Source organism: Kocuria massiliensis (genome assembly GCF_900169715.1).
In the GTDB taxonomy this organism is placed as follows: Bacteria; Actinomycetota; Actinomycetes; order Actinomycetales; family Micrococcaceae; genus Rothia; species Rothia massiliensis.
In genome coordinates this window covers 521,943-545,145 of sequence record NZ_LT835160.1, presented here as the reverse complement: position 1 = coordinate 545,145, position 23,203 = coordinate 521,943, and the positions used below count along the sequence as shown (strand labels likewise).

Sequence of the window (23,203 nt, the reverse complement as noted above, 5' to 3'; positions counted from 1 at the left end):
TATACACTCACCTTTGGGAGAGTCTGGCCAGCCACAGGTTGGCCCTGAACAGTCGAAGGAAGGACTTCAATGACGCAGTTCGTCGATGTCAAGAACATGGCACGCTGGATCCAGCGTGATGGCGTGGAAAAGATCATCGGAAACATGATCGGTTACCTGGAGCGGGACTTCTCCCGCTGGGAAAAATTCGACAAGACGCCTCGCATCGCCAGCCATACCCCGTTTGGCGTGATCGAGCTGATGCCGACGTCGGACGGTGAGCTGTACTCCTTCAAGTACGTCAATGGCCATCCCTCGAATCCGGCCCGCGGTTTCCAGACGGTCACGGCCTTCGGCGTTCTCGCCGACGTCGACAATGGTTACCCCACGTTCGTCGCCGAGATGACCCTCTTGACGGCCCTCCGGACGGCTGCGACCTCCGCGATGTTCGCCCGCAAGTTGGCCCGCCCCGATTCGCGGAAGATGGCCCTGATCGGTGCCGGTTCCCAGTCCGAGTTCCAGTCCCTCGGTTTCCGAGCCGCCTTCGGCATCGAGGATTTGTCCGTGTACGACATCGATCCGAAGGCTGTGGAGAAGCTCAAGCGCAATCTGGAGCCGCTCGGGTTCCGGATCACCGCGGCCGAGTCCGTGGCGGAGGCCGTGCAGGACGCCGACATCATCACCACCTGCACCGCCGATAAGGCTCAGAACACCATTTTGGCCAATGAGAACGTCAAGCCCGGCGTGCACCTCAATGCCGTCGGTGGTGACTGCCCGGGGAAGACCGAACTTGAAGGCGAGATCCTCAACCGCGGCAAGGTGTTCGTGGAATTCACCCCGCAGACTCGCGTCGAGGGTGAAATCCAGCAGATGGATCCCGACTTCCCGGTCACCGAGTTCTGGCAGGTGCTTAACGGCCAGGCCGAAGGACGCACCTCGCCGGAGGAGATCACGATCTTCGACTCGGTCGGTTTCGCGATCAATGACTTCTCCGCATTGCGTTGCGCGAGCGACGCGACCGCGGATTCGGATCTCCAGGATTACATCGATCTGGTGGCCGATCCGGAGGACCCGAAGGATCTGTTCTCCCTGGTCAATTCCATGAAGCCTGTCGGTTAATCGGAGCCTTTAGCTCGATTAAGGGGCCGTGGTGCACTGTGGCGTGCACCACGGCCCCTCTTTTGTGGGTAACATGATCGACACATCGAGCCGATATCGTTCGGAATTACTCGCACATGCTTACTTAGCACAAAGGTATTTACCTATGACATCTAAAGCATCACAGTCCGAGGTTTCCCCTCGGGACAGTGCCACAGAGAACTCTTTTAACGACGAACAGGCCGGGTTCCACAAGGGATTGGGGCCCCGCCAGCTACAGATGATCGCCATCGGCGGCGCGATCGGTACAGGCCTCTTCCTGGGTGCGGGCGGCCGCCTGCACAGCGCCGGCCCGTCGCTCTTCCTGGTCTACGCGGTGTGTGGCCTGATGGGCTACTTGATCCTCCGCTGCCTCGGCGAGCTCGTGGTGCACCGGCCGTCGTCGGGCTCTTTCGTCTCGTACTCCAGGGAATTCTTTGGCGAGAAAGCCGCGTACTTCTCCGGGTGGATGTATTGGCTGTTCTGGGCCACCACCGCCGTGGTGGACGCCACCGCAATCGCCATTTACGTGCGCTGGTTCGGACAATACCTGCCATTCTTTGGCGATATCCCGCAGTGGGTCATTGCCTTCTTGGTGGTCGTCATCGTGGTGGCCATGAACCTCATCTCCGTCAAGGTCTTCGGAGAGATGGAATTCTGGTTTTCCCTCATCAAGGTGGCCGCATTGGTCATCTTCCTGATCCTGGGCATCATCTTCGTGATCGTGGGGACGCCCAATGGCTCGCCCGTGGGCTTCCAGCTGATGTCGGACAACGGCGGCATCTTCCCCAACGGGTTGATGCCGGCTCTGATCATTTCCCAGGGCGTTGTCTTCGCGTATGCGGGTATCGAGCTGGTCGGCACTACCTCGGGTGAGACTAAGAACGCCGAGAAGATCATCCCTAAGGCCATCAACACCGTGATCTTGCGTATTGCCGTGTTCTACGTTGGTTCGGTCCTGTTGTTGTGCCTGTTGCTCCCGTACACCGCCTTTAGCGAAAACGAGAGCCCGTTCGTGACCTTCTTCTCCTCGATCGGCGTCGACGCCGCAGGCCCGATCATGCAGCTCGTGGTCATTACGGCCGCGCTCTCCTCGCTGAATGCCGGGCTGTATTCGACCGGTCGGATCATGCATTCCATGGCGATGGCTGGTTCCGCACCGAAGTTTGCGCGGAATCTGACTAAGTCCGGAGTTCCTTTCGGCGGCATCGTGCTCACCGCTATCGTCGCGCTTCTCGGCGTCGTGCTGAATTACTTTGTTCCCGAAAGCGCCTTTGAGATCGTGCTGAACTTCGCTTCGATCGGCATCATGAGCGCGTGGCTGACGATCACGTTGTGCCACATGAAGTTTGTCTCGTTGACCAAGACGGGTCGATACGTCCGCCCGCACTATCGGGCACCGCTGGCACCGTTCACCAACTGGATCGTGCTCGCGTTCCTGGCTGGCGTCGTGGTGTTGATTGCCATCGACTATCCGGTGGGTACTTTTACCTTGGCGTCGATGATCATCGTGATTCCGGTGTTGATCATTGGCTGGTTCGTGGTGCGCCGCAGGGTTATGGAGATCGCGGCCGAGCGCGACGGCGTGACTGGACTGCACCCCGTGGTTGCTCAGCGTCCCGCGGCCAAGAAGGGCCGCGAACGCTAACCCGAGCGAATCGTCAGACCGACGGCCCCGCGCTGACCAGGCGCGGGGCCGTCGTCGTCCACCGGGCTTGACTGCGGGCGACGTCGGAGGACCCCGAGTGGATACTATGTGGCCATGCGTAACGTCAGCCTTGTATCGGAACGACTCTCCCTGGACCCGCCGTGCGCCGACGACGTCGCCGCGATTGCTGACGCGTGCCAAGATCCGGAGATCCCTCGCTGGACAGGCCAGATTCCTCATCCCTACGACGAAGACGACGCCATGGAGTTCATCGAAGGGATTGTCGGACCCGGCTGGGCTCGCGGCGACTGCCTGAACTGGGCCGTGCACCTCCGCGACGTGGGTTTTCGGCCCAATGATGGAACCCTCATGGAAATCCCGAAGAAGGCTGCCGACCAAGCCCCTGGCGATGAAAATTTGGGGCTGTTCAGCGGAATCGTGAGTCTCAACCTGAGCGGTACTGGGGGAGCGTCGATCGGGTATTGGACGGCCAAGGGTGCCCGGAACCAGGGAATCACGCAGGAGGCCTGCGAACTGGTTCTCGATTTCGCTTTTCGGTCAGCGTCTGAGCGAAGTCACCCGGGGCTGGGCGTGCACCGGGTTGAGTGGCGCGCCATGGTGGGCAACGTGGCATCGGCGAAGCTGGCCCAACGGGTCGGATTCAGTTATGAGGGGCTCCTGCGAAGCGCCCTCACAACCATCGATGGTCGCCGGATGGACGTGTGGGTCGCCGGACTGTTAGCCGAGGATTCCAGGGCCGTCAATGAGTGGCCGGACCACGTTTTCCGTCCTGCATAGACCCGCGACACGCCGCTAATCTGCCCACCGAGGATATGTGACAAATTGTGAAGTTCACCCAAAATTCGCCTCTGTTCTGGGCAAATGATGACTATTCAGTGAAAAATCTGACGAAGGCATACAGTTTTGTAATCGTTTCTTTATAAAATTTGCCTGTCTCGAGAGCAATCACTCATGCACCTTCCCATGCTCCGGGCATTTCGGTTTCACCACTCGTCACCAGTTGATTGGAGCCTGATCATGGGTCATTCGAAGTCTCGTCGGTATGTACCGCGCCACGCCACCGCCCGACGTGGCGTGTCCGCCGCTGTCCAGGGAACCTTCGGTTCTCGAGGCGCGCGCGCCGTCGTCGCCGCCTCGGCGTTGGCTCGTCGCCGCCTCGGCGTTGGCAGCCACCGCGCTGACCGGCACGCAATTGCACAGCGCACCCCAGGCTCACGCCGCGGCCCAGGACCTCGTCCGGGTCAGCGACGCCCAGCGCCAGGCGGATTCTCAGCGCCTGTTGGACGGCATTAACGCCTACCGTCAATCCCAGGGCCTTCGCCCGGTCAGCTACTCGGCTCGCTTGAGCCAGATCGAGCAGCCGCATTCTGACGCTCAGATCGTGGCCGAGAATTTTTACCATACCGATGCTTTTCTGACGGATTCCCGGGCCGGAAACTACACGCACGCGAATGAGGTCATTGCGCTGTCCTACCAGCGTGATGTCATGCAGCTGTTGGCCTGGTGGAAGACCTCACCTGCACACAATGCGGCAATCCTTAACCCGAACGCCCAGGTTATCGGTATCGGTCTGAGCTACGCGGATGGAAGCCTGGCCCGGACGGGTCAGCCGTGGCAGATCCTCGGCTCCGTGAACCTGTACGGCTACCGCAATGGAGGCGCTCCGTCGGATGCGACATCGACCGTCGGTGGCGGTGTGGCGCCTCAGTCGTCGTCTTCCTCCTTTGCTCCGTATGGCGCGATTGGGGTGACCTACTCGTCGAACGGCGGCGGATCCGCCTTCGGTCAGCCGGTCATGGCCGAGAGCGATGCGACCGGTGGTCGATACCAGATCTTCAAGACCTCATCCGGCCTGCGCTACAAGTTCCTCTGGAGCGAAAGGACCGGAGCTCACATCGTCAAGGAGTTCGGCGCGATCGGTCAGGTCTGGGCGGCGAAGGACTTCGAGCGTGGCTACGGATTCCCGGTCTCGAATGAGTACCGATACGGCTCGGAGATGCGTCAGAACTTCTCCAACGGCTACATCATCGGCTGGAACGTCTACGACGGAAGCGTTCGCGTTTATCGGTAGCCACTGCGGGTCACCGTAGAATAGAACCGTGACTTCCCAGCATTCTGCACCGCAGCTGACTCGCACCATTCTCTTCCTGATGTGCCTGGCCACAGGCCTCTGCGCAGGAGGAAATTACTTCAATCAGCCGCTGCTGGACGAAATCTCACAATCGTTGGTAGTCAGTAGCGCCACCGCCGCGACGTCGGTCACGGTGGCGCAGGTGGCCTACGCGGTGGGGCTCATCTTCTTGACCCCTCTCGGCGATCTCATGGAACGCCGAAAGCTCACGGTCGGGCTGATTGGTCTCACCGCCGTAGGCCAAGCCATGGCCGGGTTCGCCCCGGCCTTTGGCGTTTTCATGATCGGTATCGCCGTCGCCGGTCTCTTCTCTGTGGCGGCGCAGGTTTTGGTGCCGTACGCGGCGATCCTTGCGCCTCCGGGTCGCGGTGGGAAGGCCGTGGGCACCGTGATGTCCGGCTTGCTGACGGGTGTGCTGCTGGCGCGCGCCGTCGCCGGGATCCTGGCGGACCTGGGCGGCTGGACCTTGATCTATCACGTTGCGGCGGTCCTGATGATCCTCATCGGGATAGGCCTGTGGAGGGTTTTGCCTCCCTCGTACCCCGAGAATCCACCGAATTACCTCGGCTTGTTTTCCTCGATGGCACGGCTCATTCGGAAGCATCCCCGGCTCCGTACGCGAGCCATGATGTCGGGCATTTCCTTCGCTTCGATGAGCGCAATCTTTGCGACGACCACCCTTCTTCTCGCTGGAGAGCCTTTCAACCTCAGCCCCTCGGTTATCGGCGTGGTGGGGCTGACCGGCCTTGCCGGAGCCCTCATGGCCTCGGTCGGCGGCGGCATGGTGGATCGGGGGCACGGCCGCCGAGGCACCTTCTTTGGCATCGTGGCCTTGGCGCTGGGTTGGGGTGCGTTTTTCCTCAGCGGTCACAGCGTGATCTGGTTTTGCATCGGCATGATTCTTGCCGATATTGGGGTGCAGCTGATTCACATCATTTCCATGAACACGGTGTACACCTTGGACCCTTCCGCGCGGAATCGCCTGAATTCGGTGTACATGACCGTGTACTTTGTGGGCGCTGCCCTGGGCTCCGGGGTCGGTGTCTGGGCGTGGAGCGCGGGGCACTGGCTCGGCGTGTGCATCGCCGGGGGTGTGATGACGGTGCTCTGTGCGGTCATCATGTGGCGGGACATTCACTTGGAGCGGCGCGACGTCGCCACCGCCTGACATCTTGGCCTCAGAACTAGAAATTGCGTGTGACTCACGTAATATCGAGGAGCACCATAATTTCTCACATATGAGGTGAATACCTTGAAATTGAACCACGTTCATCGAACCATTGGCCTGGCGGCAATCGGCGCATTAGCTCTCGCGGGTTGTGGGACTGGAGGGGGCAGCTCCTCCAGCGAGTCTTCTTCCGAAACGTCGATATGCAAGAAGGAAGCTTCGGATAAAACCACTATTGACTCCGCACCGAAGGTCGAATGGAAAGAGCGGGTCAACGGTGTCAAGGCACCCGAATCGAAGGAATTTGGCCCGGAAAAGGTAAATGGCGACAAGGTCCCTTCGTGCTTTGAACATTCACCCGAGGGCGCCCTATTGGCTTCGACAAACTATATTTCGGCTATAATGTCGACCGACAAGGACTATATCATCAAAGTGTTTAAACAGCAGGGAAATGATCGCGCTAAATCAGATAAGACGATCAATGACCTGAATAACGTTGGCACTTCGGAAGAGGAGCGCAATAAATTTAGAGGGAAAATCCAGGTTGCCGGGTACAAAGTTACAGAGTACTCAAAGGATCGAGCCAAAATTGGAGTAATCTTAAGTTTTGACGGCCAGCAGGACTATCTGAAATTGACCCCCGCTATTGAATGGCAAGATAGTGACTGGAAGCTTGCAGTGGACTCTGGAGATAAATCGACGTTAACTTCCGATGACGTGAAGAGTTCAGACGAATTTACCAAGTGGGGCCCTAACGTTTCCGAAGGATCCTCGTCCTGAAGCAACTCCTGACCGTGTCGAAACGCCGGTCGTGAATTAAACGACGACGTCGGCCCCGGAGATTGTTTCCGGGGCCGACGTCGTGCTTCGAGTGGTTAATTAGGCCGTACGTTGCCTCTTGGAGGAAATGACCCCGGTGTTGAAGCCGGCCAGATGTAGGCCGCCGTGGAATCTGGCGTGCTCGATTTTGATGCACTGATCCATGACCACGTTGAGTCCACCTTTTTCGGCGATGGCCGCGGCCTCCTCGTTCCAGGAGCCCAGTTGTAGCCAGAGGGTCTTGGCGCCGATGGCGACGGCTTCCTCGGCCACGCCGGGGAGGTCTTCGTGGCGGCGGAACACGTCGACGACGTCGGGAATCTCCGGTAAGTCCTCGAGCGAGGCGTAGACCTTCTGACCCAATACCTCCTTGCCTTTGGCGGCGAGGATGGGATTCACGAAATACACCCGGTACCCGGAACTCGAGAGCAGATAGGTCGAGACAAAATACGACGCCCGAGCGGGCTTGTCGGACATGCCGACGATGGCCACGGATTCCGTGTGGTGCAAGATGTTGAGTCGTTCGGGGGCGGTGGGGCCGCGCCAGGTGCGTTCGGAGTTCTGTGATGGTGTCACCGGTTTTCCTCCTGATGAATTGCGGAATCACGGGTCAGGCCGGTGGCCGCTGTGAGGGCCTGATCCAGGTCCCAGAGGATGTCCTCCGGGTCTTCCAGTCCGACGGAAATGCGGATGAGGTCCGCCCCGACCCCACCGGCATCGAGCTGTTCCTGGGTGAGCTGTTGGTGAGTCGTTGAGGCGGGGTGAAGCACGAGCGTGCGGGCGTCGCCGATATTGGCAAGGTGGCTGGCGAGCTGAAGATTCTCGATGAATCGTCCTCCCACTGCGCGACCGTCTAGGCCGTTGGCCTCGGCCACGCCGAAGCTAAACACGGAGCCGACGCCTAGCGGCAAGTATTTCTGCGCCCGCTCGTGATGGGGATGACCCGGCAAGCCCGCGTAATGGACGTATGAGATGCGTGGATCTTCGTCGAGCCACGCGGCGACCTCGCGCGCATTGGCCAAGTGTGCATCCATGCGCTGGGGGAGGGTCTCGAGGCCCTGGATGAGCGAAAACGCCGACTGCGGTGCCAGAGAAGGCCCAATATCGCGCAGCTGCTCGGAACGTAATTTGGTGAGGAAGCCGTATTCGCCGAAGTTGCCCCACCATGAAACGCCGTTATAGGAGGGCACCGGTTCTGTCATCGAGGGGAAATTTCCGTTGCCCCAGTCGAAGGTCCCGGCTTCGACCACCACACCACCGAGGGTCGTGCCATGGCCGCCAATGAATTTGGTGGCCGAGTGAATCACAATGTCGGCCCCGTGTTCGAAAGGGCGGATGAGGTACGGCGTCGAGATGGTGGCGTCCACGATCAGGGGGATCCCTGCGTCATGGGCCACCTTGGCCAGCCCCTCGAGATCTGCGACCTGACACGCCGGATTGGAGACCGCTTCGGTGTAGATCGCCTTGGTGTTGTCTCGGAGGGCTTCCTTGTATGCGGCTGGTTCCATGGAGTCGACGAACGTGGTCTCGACGCCAAACCGCCTCAGCGTGACGTCGAGCTGGGTCACCGTTCCGCCGTAGAGCTGAGATGAGGACACGATGTGGTCCCCGGCCTGGGTTAATGCCGCGAAGGTGACGAATTCGGCGGCCATGCCCGATGCCGTGGCGACGGCGCCAATGCCGCCTTCCAGGGAGGCGACTCGCTCTTCGAAGGCGGCCACGGTGGGATTGCCGAGCCGGGAGTAGATGTTGCCGTACTTCTGGAGGGCGAAGAGGTTGGCGGCGTCGTCGGAATCCTTGAAGACGAAGGACGTGGACTGGTAGATCGGCACGGCGCGGGCCCCGTGTTCGGCATCTGGGGTGCCGCCGGCGTGCAATGCGCGAGTGCGGAAACCAAAACTGTGCTCTGCCATGTGCATCCTTTGCGGTGTAGCGGTGCCGTCTGCGACGAGTTTGGTGCCATCCTCCGCGCCCCGCATGAGTCGATGCAACTATTGCGATTGTGTCAGCATGCGGCCGAATGTGACGTTCGGCCGGAGTGGTCCAAAAACCTTGTGCCGTATGGGAAGCCTGCGGGTCGCCGCCGACTAGTTCAAATGCAGTACCTGCAAAAAGTTGGCAAAAATAAGCAGGCTGATTATCGTTGAACGGGAGTCTGTGTTCACAGTCTCCGTTGAATCACATCACTAGGAACACCATGAGCGAATTTCTCCGCCAGCGGTGGGAGCAGATCCTCTTCTCCAGCTGGCAGCACATGAGCCTCGTGGTGCAGTGTTTGGTCCTTGCAACGGTGGTCGCCATCGTTCTTGCCGCACTGTGCTATCGAAGCCGGGCGTTGACCTCCGTGGCCAACAATGTCTCGGCCGTCGGGCTCACCATCCCCTCTTTCGCGCTGATCGGCTTGCTCATCGTTCCCCTGGGGTTCGGAGTGCTTCCGGCCGTTGTCGTCGTGACCTTCTTTGCGATCCTGCCGATCCTGCGTAACGCAGTGGTCGGACTCGCGGGCGTGGATCAGGCCACCATTGAGGCGGCACGGGGCATCGGCATGAGTCGAACCAAGACCTTCTTTCGGGTCGAGTTGCCCCTCGCCTGGCCCGTGATCCTCGCGGGAATGCGCGTGTCAGCGCAGATGACTATGGGCATCGCGGCCGTGGCAGCCTATGCCCTTGGTCCCGGTCTCGGCGGATACATCTTCTCGGGACTTTCCCGCCTCGGCGGCGCGAATTCCCTCGAGTCCGTTGTGACGGGCGTCGTCGCCGTCATCATCCTCGCCCTCATCCTCGACGTGGTTCTGATCCTCGTCGGCCGACTGACCACCTCAAGGGGTATCCGTGTCTGAGAACATCCATAGCAATACCGGCTCCTCCCACGCGGCCGGCAGCGACGCCCACACCGCCACCCAAGAACCGACCGCATCCGGGGTCGGTACGGGTCAAGGCGCCAAGGGAGCGTCGATCCTCATCGAGAACGTCACCAAGCGGTACGGCGCGGGCAAGAAGCCGGCCGTCGACCAGCTGACCCTCGAAATCCCGGCGGGACAAACCATCATGTTTGTGGGCCCCTCCGGTTGTGGCAAGACGACCACCCTCAAGATGATCAACCGACTCATCGAACCCACCGAAGGACGGCTCATCCTCGGCGGTAAAGACGTCACCAAGATCAACGGAGATAAGCTGCGCCGCACCATTGGCTACGTGATCCAGGCCGGTGGTTTGTTGCCGCACCTGACGGTCGCCGCCAATATCGGCCTGGTGCCGAAGATGTTGGGTTGGAGCAAAAAGCGCATCGCCGAGCGTGTCGAGGAGCTCTTGGATTTGGTGTCCTTGGACCCCGCGACCTACCGCGACCGCTACCCCCGGGAACTCTCCGGCGGACAGCAGCAGCGCGTTGGCGTGGCTCGTGCGCTCGCGGCGGATCCGCCCGTTCTCCTGATGGACGAACCCTTCGGCGCCGTGGACCCGATCACCCGTCAGCGGCTCCAAGACGAGCTCATCAACATCCAGAATGAGCTGCAAAAGACGATTGTGTGCGTGACTCATGACTTCGACGAGGCAGTGAAGTTGGGGGACTGGATTGCCGTCTTCGATGAAGGCGCGCAAATTGTTCAGTACGACACCCCCGAACGAATCCTCGCGAACCCCGCCAACGATTTCGTCGCCAACTTCATCGGTTCGGGTGCCGGCCTCAAGCAGCTCGGCTTGGCCCGTGTGGGCGAGGTCGACCTGATTCCCGGCGTTCTCGGCCGCCCCGGACAGGACGCGCAGGAGTTGCTGCGCCACGTCGACATGGCGGGTCTGAACAGCGCCGTCATTCTCGATGAGCGCGAACGCCCGATGCAGTGGCCTTCCAAGGATGATCTGGGCCGCATGACCACGGTTCCCCACGAGGTTAATCCGGATTTGCCGCTCGTGAGCACCCGTTCAACCCTCAACGACGCCCTCGACACGATGCTCGTGGCAAGTACGGGCGAGGCGATCGTGGAAGGTCCTCGCGGACGTTACGAAGGCATCATCACCGTCGAAACCGTCATGAATGCGATTACCGAGCTGCGCTCTCACAAGCCGGGGGAGTACACCCCGGTCGGCAACAACACCGGCGAAATTCCGGTCTCTGAGGTCTCCGGTGCGGATCAGGGATCCCCGGAGGAAACCTCGGCGGCCGCAACGGAGCCGTGGAACGACGGCGGTGAGCGTTCATGAGCCAATCCGCGGAAACGAGCGCCCTCGATACGGGCAAGCGCCCATGGATCGGGCTCGTTATTCAACCGGTCGTCATTATTCTTGCTTTGCTGGCGATCGTTGTGTGGCTCTCGAATGCCAATTTGTCCGACACGGAGCGAGTCACCCTCGCGCCTAAGGACCTCCTGGACATGACGTTTCAGCACCTGGGACTGACCGTTGCCGCGGCCGTCGTCGTGCTGATCTTGGCCATCCCGGTCGGCGTGATCCTCACCCGCAAGTCACTGCGGTGGCTAGGCACGCCGGTCATGGCCATCGCCAACCTCGGTCAGGCGGCCCCGCCCGTCGGGCTGGTGGTGCTCTTTGCCTTTTGGTTGGGCTTCGGCTTTCAGGCCTCCGTGCTCGCGCTGATTCTGTACGCGTTCCTGCCCGTCCTGAAGAACACGATGGTGGGCCTGGATGCCGTGGATCCTCGCGTGGTCGAGGCCGCCAAGGGCATGGGAATGTCCACGATGAGCGTGTTGATGCGCGTCGAGCTTCCACTGGCTCTGCCGATCATGCTCGCCGGCATTCGCACGGCCCTCGTCCTGCTGGTCGGCACGGCCACGCTGGCGACGTTCGTGGATGGCGGTGGCCTCGGCCTGCTGATCACCACGGGCGTGAACCTGTCCTTGAACAGTGTGCTCATCACCGGATCGCTGCTCGTGGCGTTGCTGGCTTTGTCTGTGGACTGGATCGCTCGCGTGTTCGAGCAAGTCGCCCGACCGAAGGGACTCTAATCGTGTTCGGAACCAAGAAAATGAAGGTCGCGGCGCTCGGCGTCGTCGGCCTGGTGGCCCTGAGTGGCTGTGGACTTCAGCCGGCAACTTCGACCGTCCCTAACGTTGAAAGCGGTACGATCAAGCCGATCGACGGCGTCAATGACGAAAAGATCACCGTCACGTCCAAGAACTTCACGGAGCAACTCGTGCTCGGCAAAATCGCCGTCATCACGGCAGACGCCGCAGGATTCGACGTCACGGATATGTCCAATGTGCCGGGCTCGCAACCATCTCGAAATCTGATGCTGACCGGTCAGTCCCAAATCGGGTGGGAATACACGGGAACGGCATGGCTGACCTACATGGGCGAGGACAAAGCGATCCCGGATTCTCAGCAACAGTGGGAAGCCGTGAAAGAAAGGGACGCCAAGAACAACCTCACGTGGGGAAAGCCTGCTCCGTTGAATAACACCTACGCGTTTGCCGTGCGGGCGGACTTCGCGAAGAAGTACAACGTGAAGAGCCTGGACGACATCGGCAAGGTTCCGGTGGATCAGCGAACCATGTGCGTTGAATCGGAATTCAATTCTCGAAGTGACGGATTGAACCCGATGCTTGAGAAGTATGGCCTCAAAAGGGGAGCGCCAGACGGGGTTCCCAATAACAATATTTCCGTGATGGATACCGGAACCGTGTACGCGGCGACCGCTAAGGGCGACTGCAACTTTGGCGAGGTGTTCACGACGGATGGCCGCATCCCGGCGCTGAATCTCAAGGTTCTCCAGGATGACAAGGAATTCTTCCCGAAGTACAACGCCTCCCCGGTGTTTAATACGGATCTGGTGAAGAAGCACCCCGAATTGGAAGACCGGTTCCAAGAGGTCGCCAAGTTGCTGGATGACAAAACGATGCAGCAGCTGAACTACCAGGTCGACGTCGAGGGTAAGGACCCCGGCGACGTTGCGCTGGATTGGATGGACCAACAAGGCTTGGTCAAAAAGAAATAACGGATCGAACCCTGCGACGACGCGGCACGGACGATGAGGCCCGTGCCGCGTCGATGATTCAGTAGATCCGGCGTAATTATTGCCTGATCTAGTCTTCTCTGGTCGAAGATATTCCTATTTTTACACCAAGTATCACTGCTAGCACGGCAATGATGCCGATTGCTGGTCCGCTTTCTTTTATGGTTGCTGGTGTTTGAATGAGTGCAATGAACCCGAGGGTGTAAATTGAATATTCGGTAGCGCTTGGTAATAAATTTGATTTCTTCCGCATGCGTGTTACCTATGAAAAGCAAGAGTTCTTTATTTGGTTGATACCCATGATTTCTCCAAATAGCCCGAATGATGCTGCCGTTGCAGCATGCCATTGTGCAGCCTTACCGTGTTTGGCGTGGTAGGCTCGCCAGATAATTTGGATTGCCCGTTGAATGCTCCCAAATTTTCTGATTAATTTATAAGCAATTCTCGCACTGGCGCCCCATGGGACGAGACGCACGCCAACGGCGGCCACGCATACGGTCCAACCCCATACCCCCTGGGGGTCTGCCAGGATTGGATACTGTGTGTTCTCCGTGGGGAGAATTCTTTGCCTGAGGATGTTTTCCTCTATCTCAAACTGAGTCTGAACGCTTTGCCCGGCCGCATCTATAGCCCACGGGATCTTGTACAGTGCTACAACAGTTCCAGTTTGGCTCTCGAGGCTTGCCGATCCATCGTCGTGAAGCTTCAGGGAGGTGTCTGGGGACGTGTTGACCTGGAAATCGTATGTCATCGGCGAATCTGCCGAAGGAATGTGGATGAGGGTTTGCATGCCGTCTTCGGCGTTGAAGGTTGACAGTGTCGCATCGTCAAGTGACGTGCTGGATATTGGAGGGCCGCTTTCTTCGATGGGAGCGGACGGTAGGGCATTGGACGGGTCTACGTGATGGTGGGTTACCGTTTCGGGGCTCTGGACGAACCCACAGAGTCGGACCAGTATGCTTCGTTCAATGGTGTGGTTCCCGAAACTGCAAGTAATTCGTCTAATGCTCGGTCGATTTTGGTATCCGCCTCAAATGTAGCCGCGTTTGCTGCCATGGGTGGGGTCAGCGAAAAGATCATTGCCGTCAAAAGTGAAGTGGTGACGGTCATTGGTTGGATCTTCATTGGTCCTCCCGGGTTCTCAAAACTATGGCATCAAAGTATTCCGAGAGGCTCGTGGGATCAATGGATTTTTCAATAATCTCCGGTTGCTTCGCATCGCTATTAATTTATATTGGACTTGATGAGGTTAAACGGAATATAGTCTAATATTGAAACAGTTTGTCACATTTTCGGTAGAGCTCAACGGCTAGGCGGCCTGTCGACGGAGCAACTCTGTCAATGCCGCGACTCCCTCGGCCTGTTCGTGCCAACCTGTGCGGATGAGCGCCTTGCTCACCGCTTGCGGGGACACCCCCAGGGCTTCGGCAATCGCGCCGTGTTGTCCTCGGACCCCGGGAACTACGAGGTCCACAACGCGCCACTCGGCTTCGCTGCGAGTTCCCACGAGCCGGGCGATGAGGCGCGCGAGCCCGGTCGCGGCGTCGGCAAGGGCCGGGTCGGGGCCGTCCACGGCGATGTTCTTGAACGTCGCGTTGCCTTGCCCGGGGTGCGGCGTGCATCGCTCCATCGCGGCACGGGCGTAGGAGAGGGCGATGTCGGGCGCATCGGCGGTCGCTTCCGGGCACGCTCCCAATCCGACGGCGCTTCCCGGCGTGCGGAGTCCCCAGAGTGCGGCGTCGAGAACCTGCTGCGGGTCGGCAAAACTGACCCCGATCTTGTCGGATCCGCGAGCGGACACACTGCCGCCCGTGGTCTCGGCGGCGAGTGGAAGCGAGGCGAACCGTTCACCGAGGCTCGCTGCGTGGGTCGAGGCGATGAAGAGCGCGTACATAATCGATCATTATGCCTGGATGGCCGGCCCGCGGCGGGAAACGACGCCGCTCACCAATTTCCGGGCTAGCTCGTGGCGTTCCGTACGGAATCGCGCAAGGCGTCGAAATGGGAACTGAGCAACTGCGACGCGAGTTCTTTTTCTCCGGCCAAGACGGCGTCAAGAATTTGGTGATGAACCTGCGCGTTATGGCGTGCCACGGGCGTGGAGTGTTCCACGCTTTCCCGGATCCTGTCGTATACCGACCAGAAGACTTCGAGGAGGCGCATGAGTAGGTCGTTGGAGAGTGGGCCGAAGAGCAGCCGATGAAATTCGTGGTCTAGTTCAGCGCTCTTGGCGCCGTCGTGGGTGGCTTGTTCCATCCCTTCCACACACTGGACCAGAGCTTGGCGGTCCGCCTCAGACATGGCGTCGATGGCGGGGCCGATGAGGGCGGATTCCAGAGCCTGACGCACTTCGATGACGTCCAGGGCCTCATGGCCTTCCCGCTGGAGGGACATGCGGGCGTGAAATTCCAGCCCGAGAGCCAAAGCCCGGAGATTCTTGTGGCCCACGAACATGCCGTAACCGTGGCGCACCTCGACGATCCCGAGGGACTGCAGAACCTTGAGGGATTCCCGCACGGTATTGCGGCCGACGCCCAGCTCCTCGACGAGCTCGTATTCCGTGGGCATCGGGTCGCCCGGGGCAAGGCCGCGATCCAGGATGATCGACATGATGTCCTGCTGAAGTTCACGCATTCGTTCGGCGGCACCCGATCGCGGCTTCGTGGCTCTCTTCTCGCTGTTCACATAATCCCCTGTATGACTTGTTTTCTCCTTGAACTCATTGTGCCCGGAGAGGCGGCAACCCCTCGATCACCCCCGATCGCAAGCGTGATCTTGACAACATCCTGAGGTCTTACTACATTGAAGCATCAAATATAGGACATCCTACATCCGACGTGGCGGAGGACCACATGAAAAATGAGTTTTCGACGATGAGGTCGACGACTCCTCATCGCTTTTCGCGGCGAGGATTCCTCAAGACCGCAGGCGGCCTGAGCGCTGCCCTCGCCTTTTCCGCTAGCCTTTCGGCCTGTTCGGCGGACGCCGCAACTTCGGGACGCCGCCGCATCGAGGCCGGTATCTCGTACACGTTGTCCACGGGGTTCGACCCCATGGTCACGAGTGGCGCCACCCCGATGGCGGCCAATCTGCACCTATTCGAAGGTCTCGTTGATCTTCACCCGGCCACGAGGAAGCCCTACGCGGCCTTGGCGACGGAAATGCCGCAACGGGTGGACGCGACAACCTACGACATCCAACTTCGCGAGGGCGCGCGCTTCCACGACGGCTCCCCGGTGACCCCGGACGACGTCGTCTTCTCCTTCGAGAGGGTCCTGAACCCCGAGAACGGATCCGCGGCGCTGTCCTTCGTGTCTTTCATCGACCGCGTGGAACCACAGGGGTCTCACGGCGTGCGATTCCATCTCAAATACGGATTCACCTTGTTCAACGAGCGGCTCTCGGCGGTCAAGATCGTGCCGCGAGCCGTCGTCGAGAAAGATCCCAAGGCCTTCGACGCGCGCCCTGTGGGCTCCGGCCCGTACTCCTTTGTTCGTGCGCTCAAAGACAACCGCATCGACTTCCAGAAATTCGAGGACTACAACGGACCGTACCCAGCGACCGTCGATGAGATGACCTGGTTCCTGCTATCCGATGCCGCCGCGCGGGTCACCGCCCAGGACTCCGATCGTGTACAGGCCATCGAGGACGTCCCCTACCTGGATACTCGCTGGCTGAAAGACCGCTCGGACCTGGAACAGGTGCCGTCATTCGGCATGCTGTTCATCATGTTTAACCTGCAGAAGCCACCCTTTGACAATGTTCTCGTGCGCCAAGCTCTGCACTATGGGCTAGACACGGAGCGAGTGATTCAGCGTGGTCTCCTGGGCAACGGAGCCGCGGCGACGTCGTACATGCACCGCGAACATCCGGACTACATGCCGGCCGAAACGGTGTACGAGTACAACCCCCAGAAAGCCGCCGATCTGCTCTCCCAGGCGGGCGTGGATTCTCTGAAATTCACGGTTTTCTCCACCGACACGGCGTGGGTCAAGGACGTTATGCCCGTGATCCTCGAATCCTGGAATTCCCTTCCCGGTGTTTCCGTGGACCTCAAGGCTCTGCAGTCCGGAGCTTTGTACGCGCAGAATGTGGACACCGGCGAATACGGGGTGTGCGTCGCGCCCGGAGCCCCTTCCGTCTTCGGTAACGACCTCGACCTTCTGCTCTCCTGGTGGTTCCGGGGAAAGACCTGGGCCGACAAGCGATTCCACTGGGCCGGAACCCCCGAACACACCCAAACCTTGGAACTCATGGATCGTGCGGTCCGCACCGAAAACCACGACGAAGCGAAGAAATACTGGGGCCAGGCCATCAACATCATCGCCGACCAGGTCCCGCTCTATCCGATTTTTCATCGCAAGCTGCCGACGGCGTGGCACGGCAACGAGCTCAAAGGCTTCCAGCCGCTCCCCACCACCGGTCTCTCATTTCTGGGAGTTGAGCGAGCATGACTTTCCGTTCCGGCACGCCCACGATCCAAGGAGGATGACCCGTGGGGAATTTTCTGAGACTTCTAGGGCGTCGACTCATCGCCCTGCCCTTCATGATCCTGGGCATCACGCTCCTGGTGTTCATCGTCTTGCAACTCGCACCGGGAGATCAAGCCATCACCGCGCTGGGCGAGAACTCGACCCCCGAAGCGCGCGATGCTTACCGGCAAGAGCATGGACTCAACGACCCGCTCGTGGTCCAGTACTTCTCTTTCCTCGGTCGCCTGGTCACCTTGAATTTCGGGTCGACGACGCCGCCCGAGTCTCCGATCTCGACGATGATCGCCGGGGCCTTCCCCGTCACCCTGCAACTGACGTTCTGGGGTGTGCTGATCGCGGCCGTCGCGTCGTTGGTGCTGGGAGTCGTGGCTGCGCTGTGGCGTGATCGTTGGCCCGATCAGGTGATTCGCGTGGTCTCGATTGCCGCAGTGGCGACACCGTCCTTCTGGCTCGGCATTCTGCTGATCCAGTGGTTTGCGGTCGGGTGGAAGATTCTTCCCTCGGGCGGATACACCTCCTTCTTCGAGAGTCCCGGACAGTACGCGAGCTCGATGCTCATGCCCGCCGTGGCGCTCGCCGTCCCGGTGTGCGCCTCGCTGATCCGTGTGGTGCGTACCTCGATGGTCGAGGAACTGGACAAGGACTACGTCCGAACCGCGATCGGTAACGGCGTTCCGCGAAGCGAGGTGTTGCGAACCAACGTGCTCCGCAACGCCCTCGTCACCCCGATTACGGTTCTTGGCCTGCGCATCGGCTACCTGCTCGGTGGTGCCGTGGTCATCGAAATGATCTTCTCGATGCCGGGCATGGGTCAGCTGATCCTGAACGGCATTACCAATAAGGACGTCAACTTGGTGCAGGGCGTCGTCGTCACCATCGCCGTGACGTTCGTACTGGTCAACATCGTCGTCGACCTGCTCTACCTGCTCATCAACCCGCGCATTAGGACGGTGTGACCATGAGATTCCGACTCGCAGACCGCCTTTCCCAACCGGGAATTCGATTCCGCCGGATGCCTTGGGGTTCCAAGGTTGCGTCCGTCTTCCTCATACTCGTGGTCCTCGCGGCGATTTTTGCACCGCTGATCGCGCCCTACGACCCCTTGGCCACGGGATCTGGCATGCCGGCCGCCCCGAGCCTTCAACACCCCTTCGGCACCGACCGGCTCAACCGGGACATCCTGTCTCGCCTGCTCTACGGTGCCCGAGGATCGCTGATGATCGGCATCGGATCGGTCCTCTTGGCCTTGGTTCTCGGAGGCATCCTGGGCTCGATTGCCGCGACCGGACGTCGCTGGGTCAACGAAACCACGATGCGGGTCATGGACGTCATCATGGCGTTCCCCGGCATCGCCCTGGCAGCGATGTTGCTCTCGACGTTGGGTAACTCGGTTCCCGTGATCATCGTGGCCATCGCGATTATCTACACCCCACAGCTCGCTCGAGTGGTGCGCGCCAACGTTCTGACCCAGTGGAACGAAGACTACGTGCGGGCCGAACGCATCATCGGTGCACGGCGCACGTTCATTCTGCTCAAGCACGTCGTGCGCAACTGCGCGGCGCCGGTGCTCGTGTTCGCGACCGTGATGGTGGCCGACGCCATCATTTTCGAGGCCTCGCTGTCCTTCCTCGGCGCCGGTATTCAAGATCCCGAGCCGAGCTGGGGAAATGTGATCTCCTACGGTCGCAATGTGGTTTTGGCGGGGGCCTGGTGGGCCACGACCTTCGCGGGTATCACCATCTTGCTGACCGTCTTGGCGCTCAACGTCCTCTCGGAGGGTATGACCGACGCGATGGCCAACCCCAAGTTGCGGACGCGTCCGGTCAGCTCGGAAGACAGCACCGTACCGTCCTCTGACGCGCACCCCTCCACCGAGGCCTTGCAAACTCAAGAACGTGCCGATATTCCGACGTCGAATATCCAGACGGTGAGCCCCAGGGCCCAGAGCCTCCTCGACGAACAGCTGGCGAAACTTGCGCGCGTCGAAAAGACTCGGACCGACCGATTCCGTCCGGATCTCGAGGCAAGTCCGTTGCTCGAGGTGAAAAACCTGAGCATCGCTTTCCCCGACCGATACGGAGACACCGAAGTCGTCAGCGACGTCAGTTTCTCGGTGGCACCCGGCGAAACCATGGGCTTGGTGGGGGAGTCAGGTTCCGGCAAGTCCATCACATCCTTGGCGATCATGGGTCTCCAAGCCCCGAATGCGCGCGTGACGGGATCGATCCTGTTCAACGGTAGGGAACTCGTGCCGAGCACGCCGGGACGCCGTGCCCTGGATCAGACCTTCGATGGTCTGCGCGGCGAGCAGATCGCGATGGTCTACCAGGACGCGCTCTCCTCTCTTAACCCCTCCATGTTGATCAAGGATCAACTGCGTCAGCTGACTCGGCGTGGTGGGCGGACTTCACCCTCAGAGCTGCTCAGCATGGTCAACCTCGACCCGGAACGAACCCTCGCGAGCTATCCGCACGAACTGTCCGGAGGCCAGCGTCAACGAGTCCTCATCGCGATGGCCCTGTCCCGTTCGCCCAAGCTCGTGGTGGCCGATGAGCCAACGACGGCGCTCGACGTCACGGTCCAGCGCCAGGTCGTGGATCTCCTGCTGGACCTGCAGCAGAAACTGGGATTCGCGATGATCTTCGTCAGTCACGATCTGGCCCTGGTCGGTTCGCTGTCGCACAGGGTGACGGTGATGTACGCCGGTCAGGTCGTGGAAACCGGGACCTCCTCGGACGTCCTCTCGGACCCCCGCCACGAATACACGCGTGGCCTGCTCGGAGCGGTGCTGTCCATTGAGTCCTCGGCCGAGCGGCTGTACCAGATCCCCGGGACCGTCCCGAGTCCCACGGAGTTCGCATCGGGAGACCGATTCGCTCCGCGCTCACAGTCCCCGGAGGCGAATCCGCTCGCGCCCTTGCGACTCGAGCAGGTGGGCGACCAGGACCATTACTGGGCCACGAACGCGCCGACGTCGGGCGAAGCCCGGGTACACATTGTTCAAGGAGATCCATCATGAGCATCGCGGCATCGACCACGGAAACACCCGTCCTGGAACTGAAGGATTTGCAGGTTCACTTCACGACGCGGATCGGCACGCTGTTTCGGCGCAAGGTCGTGAAGGCGGTCGACGGGATTTCCCTCGAGATTCGGCGGGGGCGCACCGTCGGCGTCGTCGGCGAATCCGGTTCTGGAAAGACCACCCTGGCCAACGTGATAGTGGGTTTGCAGGAACCGACCGGGGGCGAACTGCTCTATCGCGGTCGGCCGGTGGGGACCAGCTCCGCGGACCGCAAGGAATTCGGCAAGTCGATCACCATGATCTTCCAAAATGCCTCCACCGCGCTGAACCCGAGGATGACGACGCACGACATCATCCGCGATCCGATGGACGTTCACTCGATGGGATCCACAGCGGATCGTTCACGGCGCGTCAGTGAGCTGCTCGACCTGGTGGGGCTTCCGGCATCGGCGGCGGAGGCGGTCCCGGCCCAGCTCTCGGGCGGTCAGCGGCAACGCGTCGCGATCGCCCGGGCGCTCTCTTTGAATCCCGAAGTGATCGTGGCCGACGAGCCTACGAGCGCCCTCGACGTCTCGGTTCGCGCGCAGGTGCTGAATCTCTTGATCGACCTCAAAGACGAGCTGAACCTGGGCATGGTCTTCATCTCCCACGACATTCAGACCGTCCGCCACATCTCCGACGACATACTGGTGATGACCGGTGGCCAGGCCGTGGAGCAAGGACCGGCGGATCGGGTCTTGACCGACCCCTCCACCGATTACACGCGCTCGCTCCTCGGCGCTGCGCCGAGCCTCTTACGAGGTATGTAGCCATGGGGCCCGAATCGGCCCTCAACCCCACTTTTCACGCGGTGCCCTCGTTGCCGCACCCCCACAACAAGGAGAAATATTCCATTGTCTGCACAGCCCGCATTCCACGGCGTCATCCCTCCGGTCATCACGCCCCGCACCGCGAACGGCGAGATTGACCGTGAAGGCCTACAACGGGTGATTCGTCACCTGCTGGACGGCGGCGTCCACGGATTATTCATGTTGGGTTCGTCCGCCGAGACGCCGTACATGAGCAATGAGGAGCGACGCCAGGTCGTCGAGCTCACGGCCGAGTTCGTGGATGGTTCGGTCCCGGTGATCGTCGGTGCGAACGATCAGACCGCCGTGCGCGTGGCCGACGAGGCCCGGCGCATGACGGATTCCGGCGCAGATGCCGTGGTGGTTTCGAGCCCGTACTACGTCATCACCGACCGCCACGAAATCCTCGATCACTTCCGGTGCGTGCGCGAAGCCGTGAACGTTCCGGTCTTCGCCTATAACGTGCCGGTGCGAACTCACATCCCGCTGACCGTCGATCTTCTGGCTGAATTGGCGCGCGAAGGCACCATCGTGGGCGTGAAGGACTCCTCCAACGACGACGTCTCCTTCCGCCAACTTCGTCTCGCGACCCGTGACCTGCCGGAGTTTTCCTTGTTCACCGGCCATGAGGTCGTGTGCGATGGCGCGATGCTCTCCGGCGCGGACGGGTTGGTTCCGGGGCTCGGCAACGTCGATCCCGCCGGGTACGTTCGGTTGTACGAGGCGGCCCGAGCCGGAGATTGGGAGGCCGCGCGTCGAGAGCAAGACCGCCTGGCTGATCTGTTCACGATCGTGACTTGCGCCGATCCCTCCAAGATCTCCGGTGGCGCGGCCGGCCTCGGGGCGTTCAAGTCAGCTCTCGTGGAGCTTGGCGTGATGGAATCGAACACGATGTCCCGCCCCATGGTGTCCCTCGACGACCATGCCGCGGCATCGATTCGACGAATCTTGGAAAGGAACGGACTTCTATGACTCGAGCTGCGGTCGCTCTCGACCTGGGCGGAACCAAAACCGCCGGTGCCCTCGTGACCTCCACGGGGGAGGTGATCGCCCGGGCCGAGGAGCCGACGCCGGCCAAGGACGGCCCTGACGCGGTCCTCGATGCCGTGGCCTCGGTCGCCAGACAGCTCGTGGGCCAGGCCGTCGATCGTGGGATCGACGTGCGGCCCATCCTGGGCATCGGATCTGCCGGCGTCATCAATCCGCACACCGGGTGCGTCGTTTCGGCGACGCCGCATATTCCCGGTTGGACCGGCACACACCTCGCGGAACGTCTGACCGAGCGTTTGGCGGATATCCCAGGTCGGCCGATCCACACGGTGCGGCCGATTAACGACGTGCACGCTCATGCCCTCGGTGAAGACATGTTTCGGAGGAACTCCGGACAAGATTCCGAAGGCACCACCGTATTGGTAGCCTTCGGGACCGGCGTGGGCGGCGCCGTGCTGATCGACGGGAAACCGCAAGTGGGCAAGCACTTCGTGGCGGGGCACGTCGGCATGATGCCCGTTCCGTATCACCCCGAGATGGACCTGTTTGTACCCACGGCCGTGGATCCCGAGCACCTCATCCTGGAAGATGCGTGCGCCGGAGCTTCGTTCCCCGGGGTTTATCGCACGGCCGGTGGCACCCGCGACGTAGCGACCACCCGGGACCTGTTTGCCGTGGCCGAGAGCGACCCGGTGGCACAAAGGGTGATTCGGGTGTCTGCGGAGATCGCGGGGTCTTTCCTGGCGGGCCTGGCCAATGCGCTCGACCCCGACCGTTTGGTGCTCTCGGGGGGCCTCGCAACCGCTGGCCCGCTCTGGTGGGAACCCATGCTCCGCACGTATCGGCACGTCCGCATTTCCGGTATCGAAACACTTCCCGAACCCGTGTCTTCGGGAGGGTCCGCCGCATTGCTGGGCGCCGCTTCTCTGGCCTGGGCGGACGAGAACCCGGCCGACCCTCAGAGCTGACCACGAGAACGGGCG

At 60.8% G+C, this 23,203-nt stretch carries 22 protein-coding genes; 16 read left to right on the top strand and 6 right to left on the bottom strand.

What is annotated here, in order from left to right:
* Nucleotides 1-69 precede the first annotated feature (69 nt).
* The 6 genes from B9Y51_RS03915 (at nt 70) to B9Y51_RS03890 (ending at nt 6,864) form a co-directional block, all read left to right on the top strand.
* Nucleotides 70-1,098, top strand: a complete 1,029-nt coding sequence (locus tag B9Y51_RS03915; protein ID WP_048681955.1) for an ornithine cyclodeaminase — start codon at nt 70-72, stop codon at nt 1,096-1,098.
* A gap of 145 nt (nt 1,099-1,243) precedes the next feature.
* The gene (locus B9Y51_RS03910) at nt 1,244-2,764 is read left to right on the top strand and encodes an amino acid permease (RefSeq protein ID WP_085528836.1); all 1,521 of its coding nucleotides are present in this window, start codon (nt 1,244-1,246) and stop codon (nt 2,762-2,764) included.
* A gap of 114 nt (nt 2,765-2,878) precedes the next feature.
* On the top strand, nt 2,879-3,562 hold the full coding sequence (locus B9Y51_RS03905) for a GNAT family N-acetyltransferase (RefSeq protein WP_143467979.1): 684 nt from the start codon (nt 2,879-2,881) through the stop codon (nt 3,560-3,562).
* Nucleotides 3,563-3,827: 265 nt separating this feature from the next.
* On the top strand, nt 3,828-4,856 hold the full coding sequence (locus tag B9Y51_RS03900) for a CAP domain-containing protein (protein ID WP_085528834.1): 1,029 nt from the start codon (nt 3,828-3,830) through the stop codon (nt 4,854-4,856).
* Nucleotides 4,857-4,884: 28 nt separating this feature from the next.
* Nucleotides 4,885-6,084 carry an MFS transporter gene (locus tag B9Y51_RS03895; RefSeq protein WP_085528833.1) on the top strand — a complete coding sequence of 400 codons (1,200 nt, stop codon included), beginning with the start codon at nt 4,885-4,887 and terminating at the stop codon, nt 6,082-6,084.
* Between the two features lie 84 nt (nt 6,085-6,168).
* Nucleotides 6,169-6,864 (top strand): DUF8175 domain-containg protein, encoded by a 696-nt coding sequence (locus B9Y51_RS03890; RefSeq protein WP_158088247.1) that lies wholly within the window; start codon nt 6,169-6,171, stop codon nt 6,862-6,864.
* 99 nt (nt 6,865-6,963) lie between these two features.
* On the opposite strand, the gene B9Y51_RS03885 is transcribed toward B9Y51_RS03890, so the two are convergent.
* Complete coding sequence (locus B9Y51_RS03885) at nt 6,964-7,479, bottom strand: CoA-binding protein (RefSeq protein WP_085528831.1); 516 nt, start codon at nt 7,477-7,479, stop codon at nt 6,964-6,966.
* The gene (locus tag B9Y51_RS03880) at nt 7,476-8,816 is read right to left on the bottom strand and encodes an O-acetylhomoserine aminocarboxypropyltransferase/cysteine synthase family protein (protein ID WP_048681942.1); all 1,341 of its coding nucleotides are present in this window, start codon (nt 8,814-8,816) and stop codon (nt 7,476-7,478) included. Before B9Y51_RS03880 ends, B9Y51_RS03885 begins: the two co-directional genes overlap by 4 nt.
* A 284-nt stretch (nt 8,817-9,100) precedes the next feature.
* Here B9Y51_RS03880 and B9Y51_RS03875 point away from each other — a divergent pair, with 284 nt between their 5' ends.
* The 4 genes from B9Y51_RS03875 to B9Y51_RS03860 all read left to right on the top strand — a co-directional run bounded on the left by B9Y51_RS03875 (nt 9,101) and on the right by B9Y51_RS03860 (nt 12,849).
* The gene (locus B9Y51_RS03875; protein WP_048681938.1) at nt 9,101-9,742 is read left to right on the top strand and encodes an ABC transporter permease; all 642 of its coding nucleotides are present in this window, start codon (nt 9,101-9,103) and stop codon (nt 9,740-9,742) included.
* Between the two features lie 115 nt (nt 9,743-9,857).
* Nucleotides 9,858-11,102 carry an ABC transporter ATP-binding protein gene (locus B9Y51_RS03870; RefSeq protein ID WP_245826062.1) on the top strand — a complete coding sequence of 415 codons (1,245 nt, stop codon included), beginning with the start codon at nt 9,858-9,860 and terminating at the stop codon, nt 11,100-11,102.
* Nucleotides 11,099-11,860: an ABC transporter permease gene (locus B9Y51_RS03865; RefSeq protein ID WP_048681936.1), complete on the top strand. Its 762-nt coding sequence runs from the start codon at nt 11,099-11,101 to the stop codon at nt 11,858-11,860. Before B9Y51_RS03870 ends, B9Y51_RS03865 begins: the two co-directional genes overlap by 4 nt.
* 2 nt (nt 11,861-11,862) lie before the next feature.
* Nucleotides 11,863-12,849, top strand: coding sequence for a glycine betaine ABC transporter substrate-binding protein (locus B9Y51_RS03860; protein ID WP_245826041.1), 987 nt, complete (start codon nt 11,863-11,865; stop codon nt 12,847-12,849).
* An 88-nt stretch (nt 12,850-12,937) separates the two neighbouring features.
* Here B9Y51_RS03860 and B9Y51_RS11050 read toward each other — a convergent pair whose 3' ends face one another.
* The 4 genes from B9Y51_RS11050 to B9Y51_RS03840 all read right to left on the bottom strand — a co-directional run bounded on the left by B9Y51_RS11050 (nt 12,938) and on the right by B9Y51_RS03840 (nt 15,552).
* Entirely contained in the window at nt 12,938-13,120 is a 183-nt protein-coding gene (locus B9Y51_RS11050; protein ID WP_126855722.1) for a hypothetical protein, read from the bottom strand.
* 9 nt (nt 13,121-13,129) lie between these two features.
* Nucleotides 13,130-13,657, bottom strand: a complete 528-nt coding sequence (locus B9Y51_RS03855) for a hypothetical protein (RefSeq protein WP_085528830.1) — start codon at nt 13,655-13,657, stop codon at nt 13,130-13,132.
* A 519-nt stretch (nt 13,658-14,176) separates the two neighbouring features.
* Entirely contained in the window at nt 14,177-14,761 is a 585-nt protein-coding gene (locus tag B9Y51_RS03845) for a hypothetical protein (RefSeq protein WP_085528828.1), read from the bottom strand.
* 65 nt (nt 14,762-14,826) lie between these two features.
* Nucleotides 14,827-15,552 (bottom strand): FadR/GntR family transcriptional regulator, encoded by a 726-nt coding sequence (locus B9Y51_RS03840; RefSeq protein ID WP_245826040.1) that lies wholly within the window; start codon nt 15,550-15,552, stop codon nt 14,827-14,829.
* 167 nt (nt 15,553-15,719) lie between these two features.
* Here B9Y51_RS03840 and B9Y51_RS03835 point away from each other — a divergent pair, with 167 nt between their 5' ends.
* From B9Y51_RS03835 to B9Y51_RS03810, 6 genes are all read left to right on the top strand, one after another.
* Nucleotides 15,720-17,321, top strand: coding sequence for an ABC transporter substrate-binding protein (locus tag B9Y51_RS03835; RefSeq protein WP_218189197.1), 1,602 nt, complete (start codon nt 15,720-15,722; stop codon nt 17,319-17,321).
* Nucleotides 17,322-17,362: 41 nt separating this feature from the next.
* Entirely contained in the window at nt 17,363-18,316 is a 954-nt protein-coding gene (locus B9Y51_RS03830) for an ABC transporter permease (RefSeq protein WP_126855723.1), read from the top strand.
* A gap of 2 nt (nt 18,317-18,318) precedes the next feature.
* Nucleotides 18,319-20,379 carry a dipeptide/oligopeptide/nickel ABC transporter permease/ATP-binding protein gene (locus B9Y51_RS03825; RefSeq protein WP_085528827.1) on the top strand — a complete coding sequence of 687 codons (2,061 nt, stop codon included), beginning with the start codon at nt 18,319-18,321 and terminating at the stop codon, nt 20,377-20,379.
* The gene (locus tag B9Y51_RS03820; RefSeq protein WP_085528826.1) at nt 20,376-21,191 is read left to right on the top strand and encodes an ATP-binding cassette domain-containing protein; all 816 of its coding nucleotides are present in this window, start codon (nt 20,376-20,378) and stop codon (nt 21,189-21,191) included. Before B9Y51_RS03825 ends, B9Y51_RS03820 begins: the two co-directional genes overlap by 4 nt.
* An 84-nt stretch (nt 21,192-21,275) precedes the next feature.
* Nucleotides 21,276-22,202, top strand: a complete 927-nt coding sequence (locus B9Y51_RS03815) for a dihydrodipicolinate synthase family protein (RefSeq protein ID WP_085528825.1) — start codon at nt 21,276-21,278, stop codon at nt 22,200-22,202.
* Nucleotides 22,199-23,188 carry an ROK family protein gene (locus B9Y51_RS03810; RefSeq protein ID WP_085528824.1) on the top strand — a complete coding sequence of 330 codons (990 nt, stop codon included), beginning with the start codon at nt 22,199-22,201 and terminating at the stop codon, nt 23,186-23,188. The genes B9Y51_RS03815 and B9Y51_RS03810 overlap by 4 nt, the downstream gene beginning before the upstream one ends.
* Nucleotides 23,189-23,203: the final 15 nt, after the last annotated feature.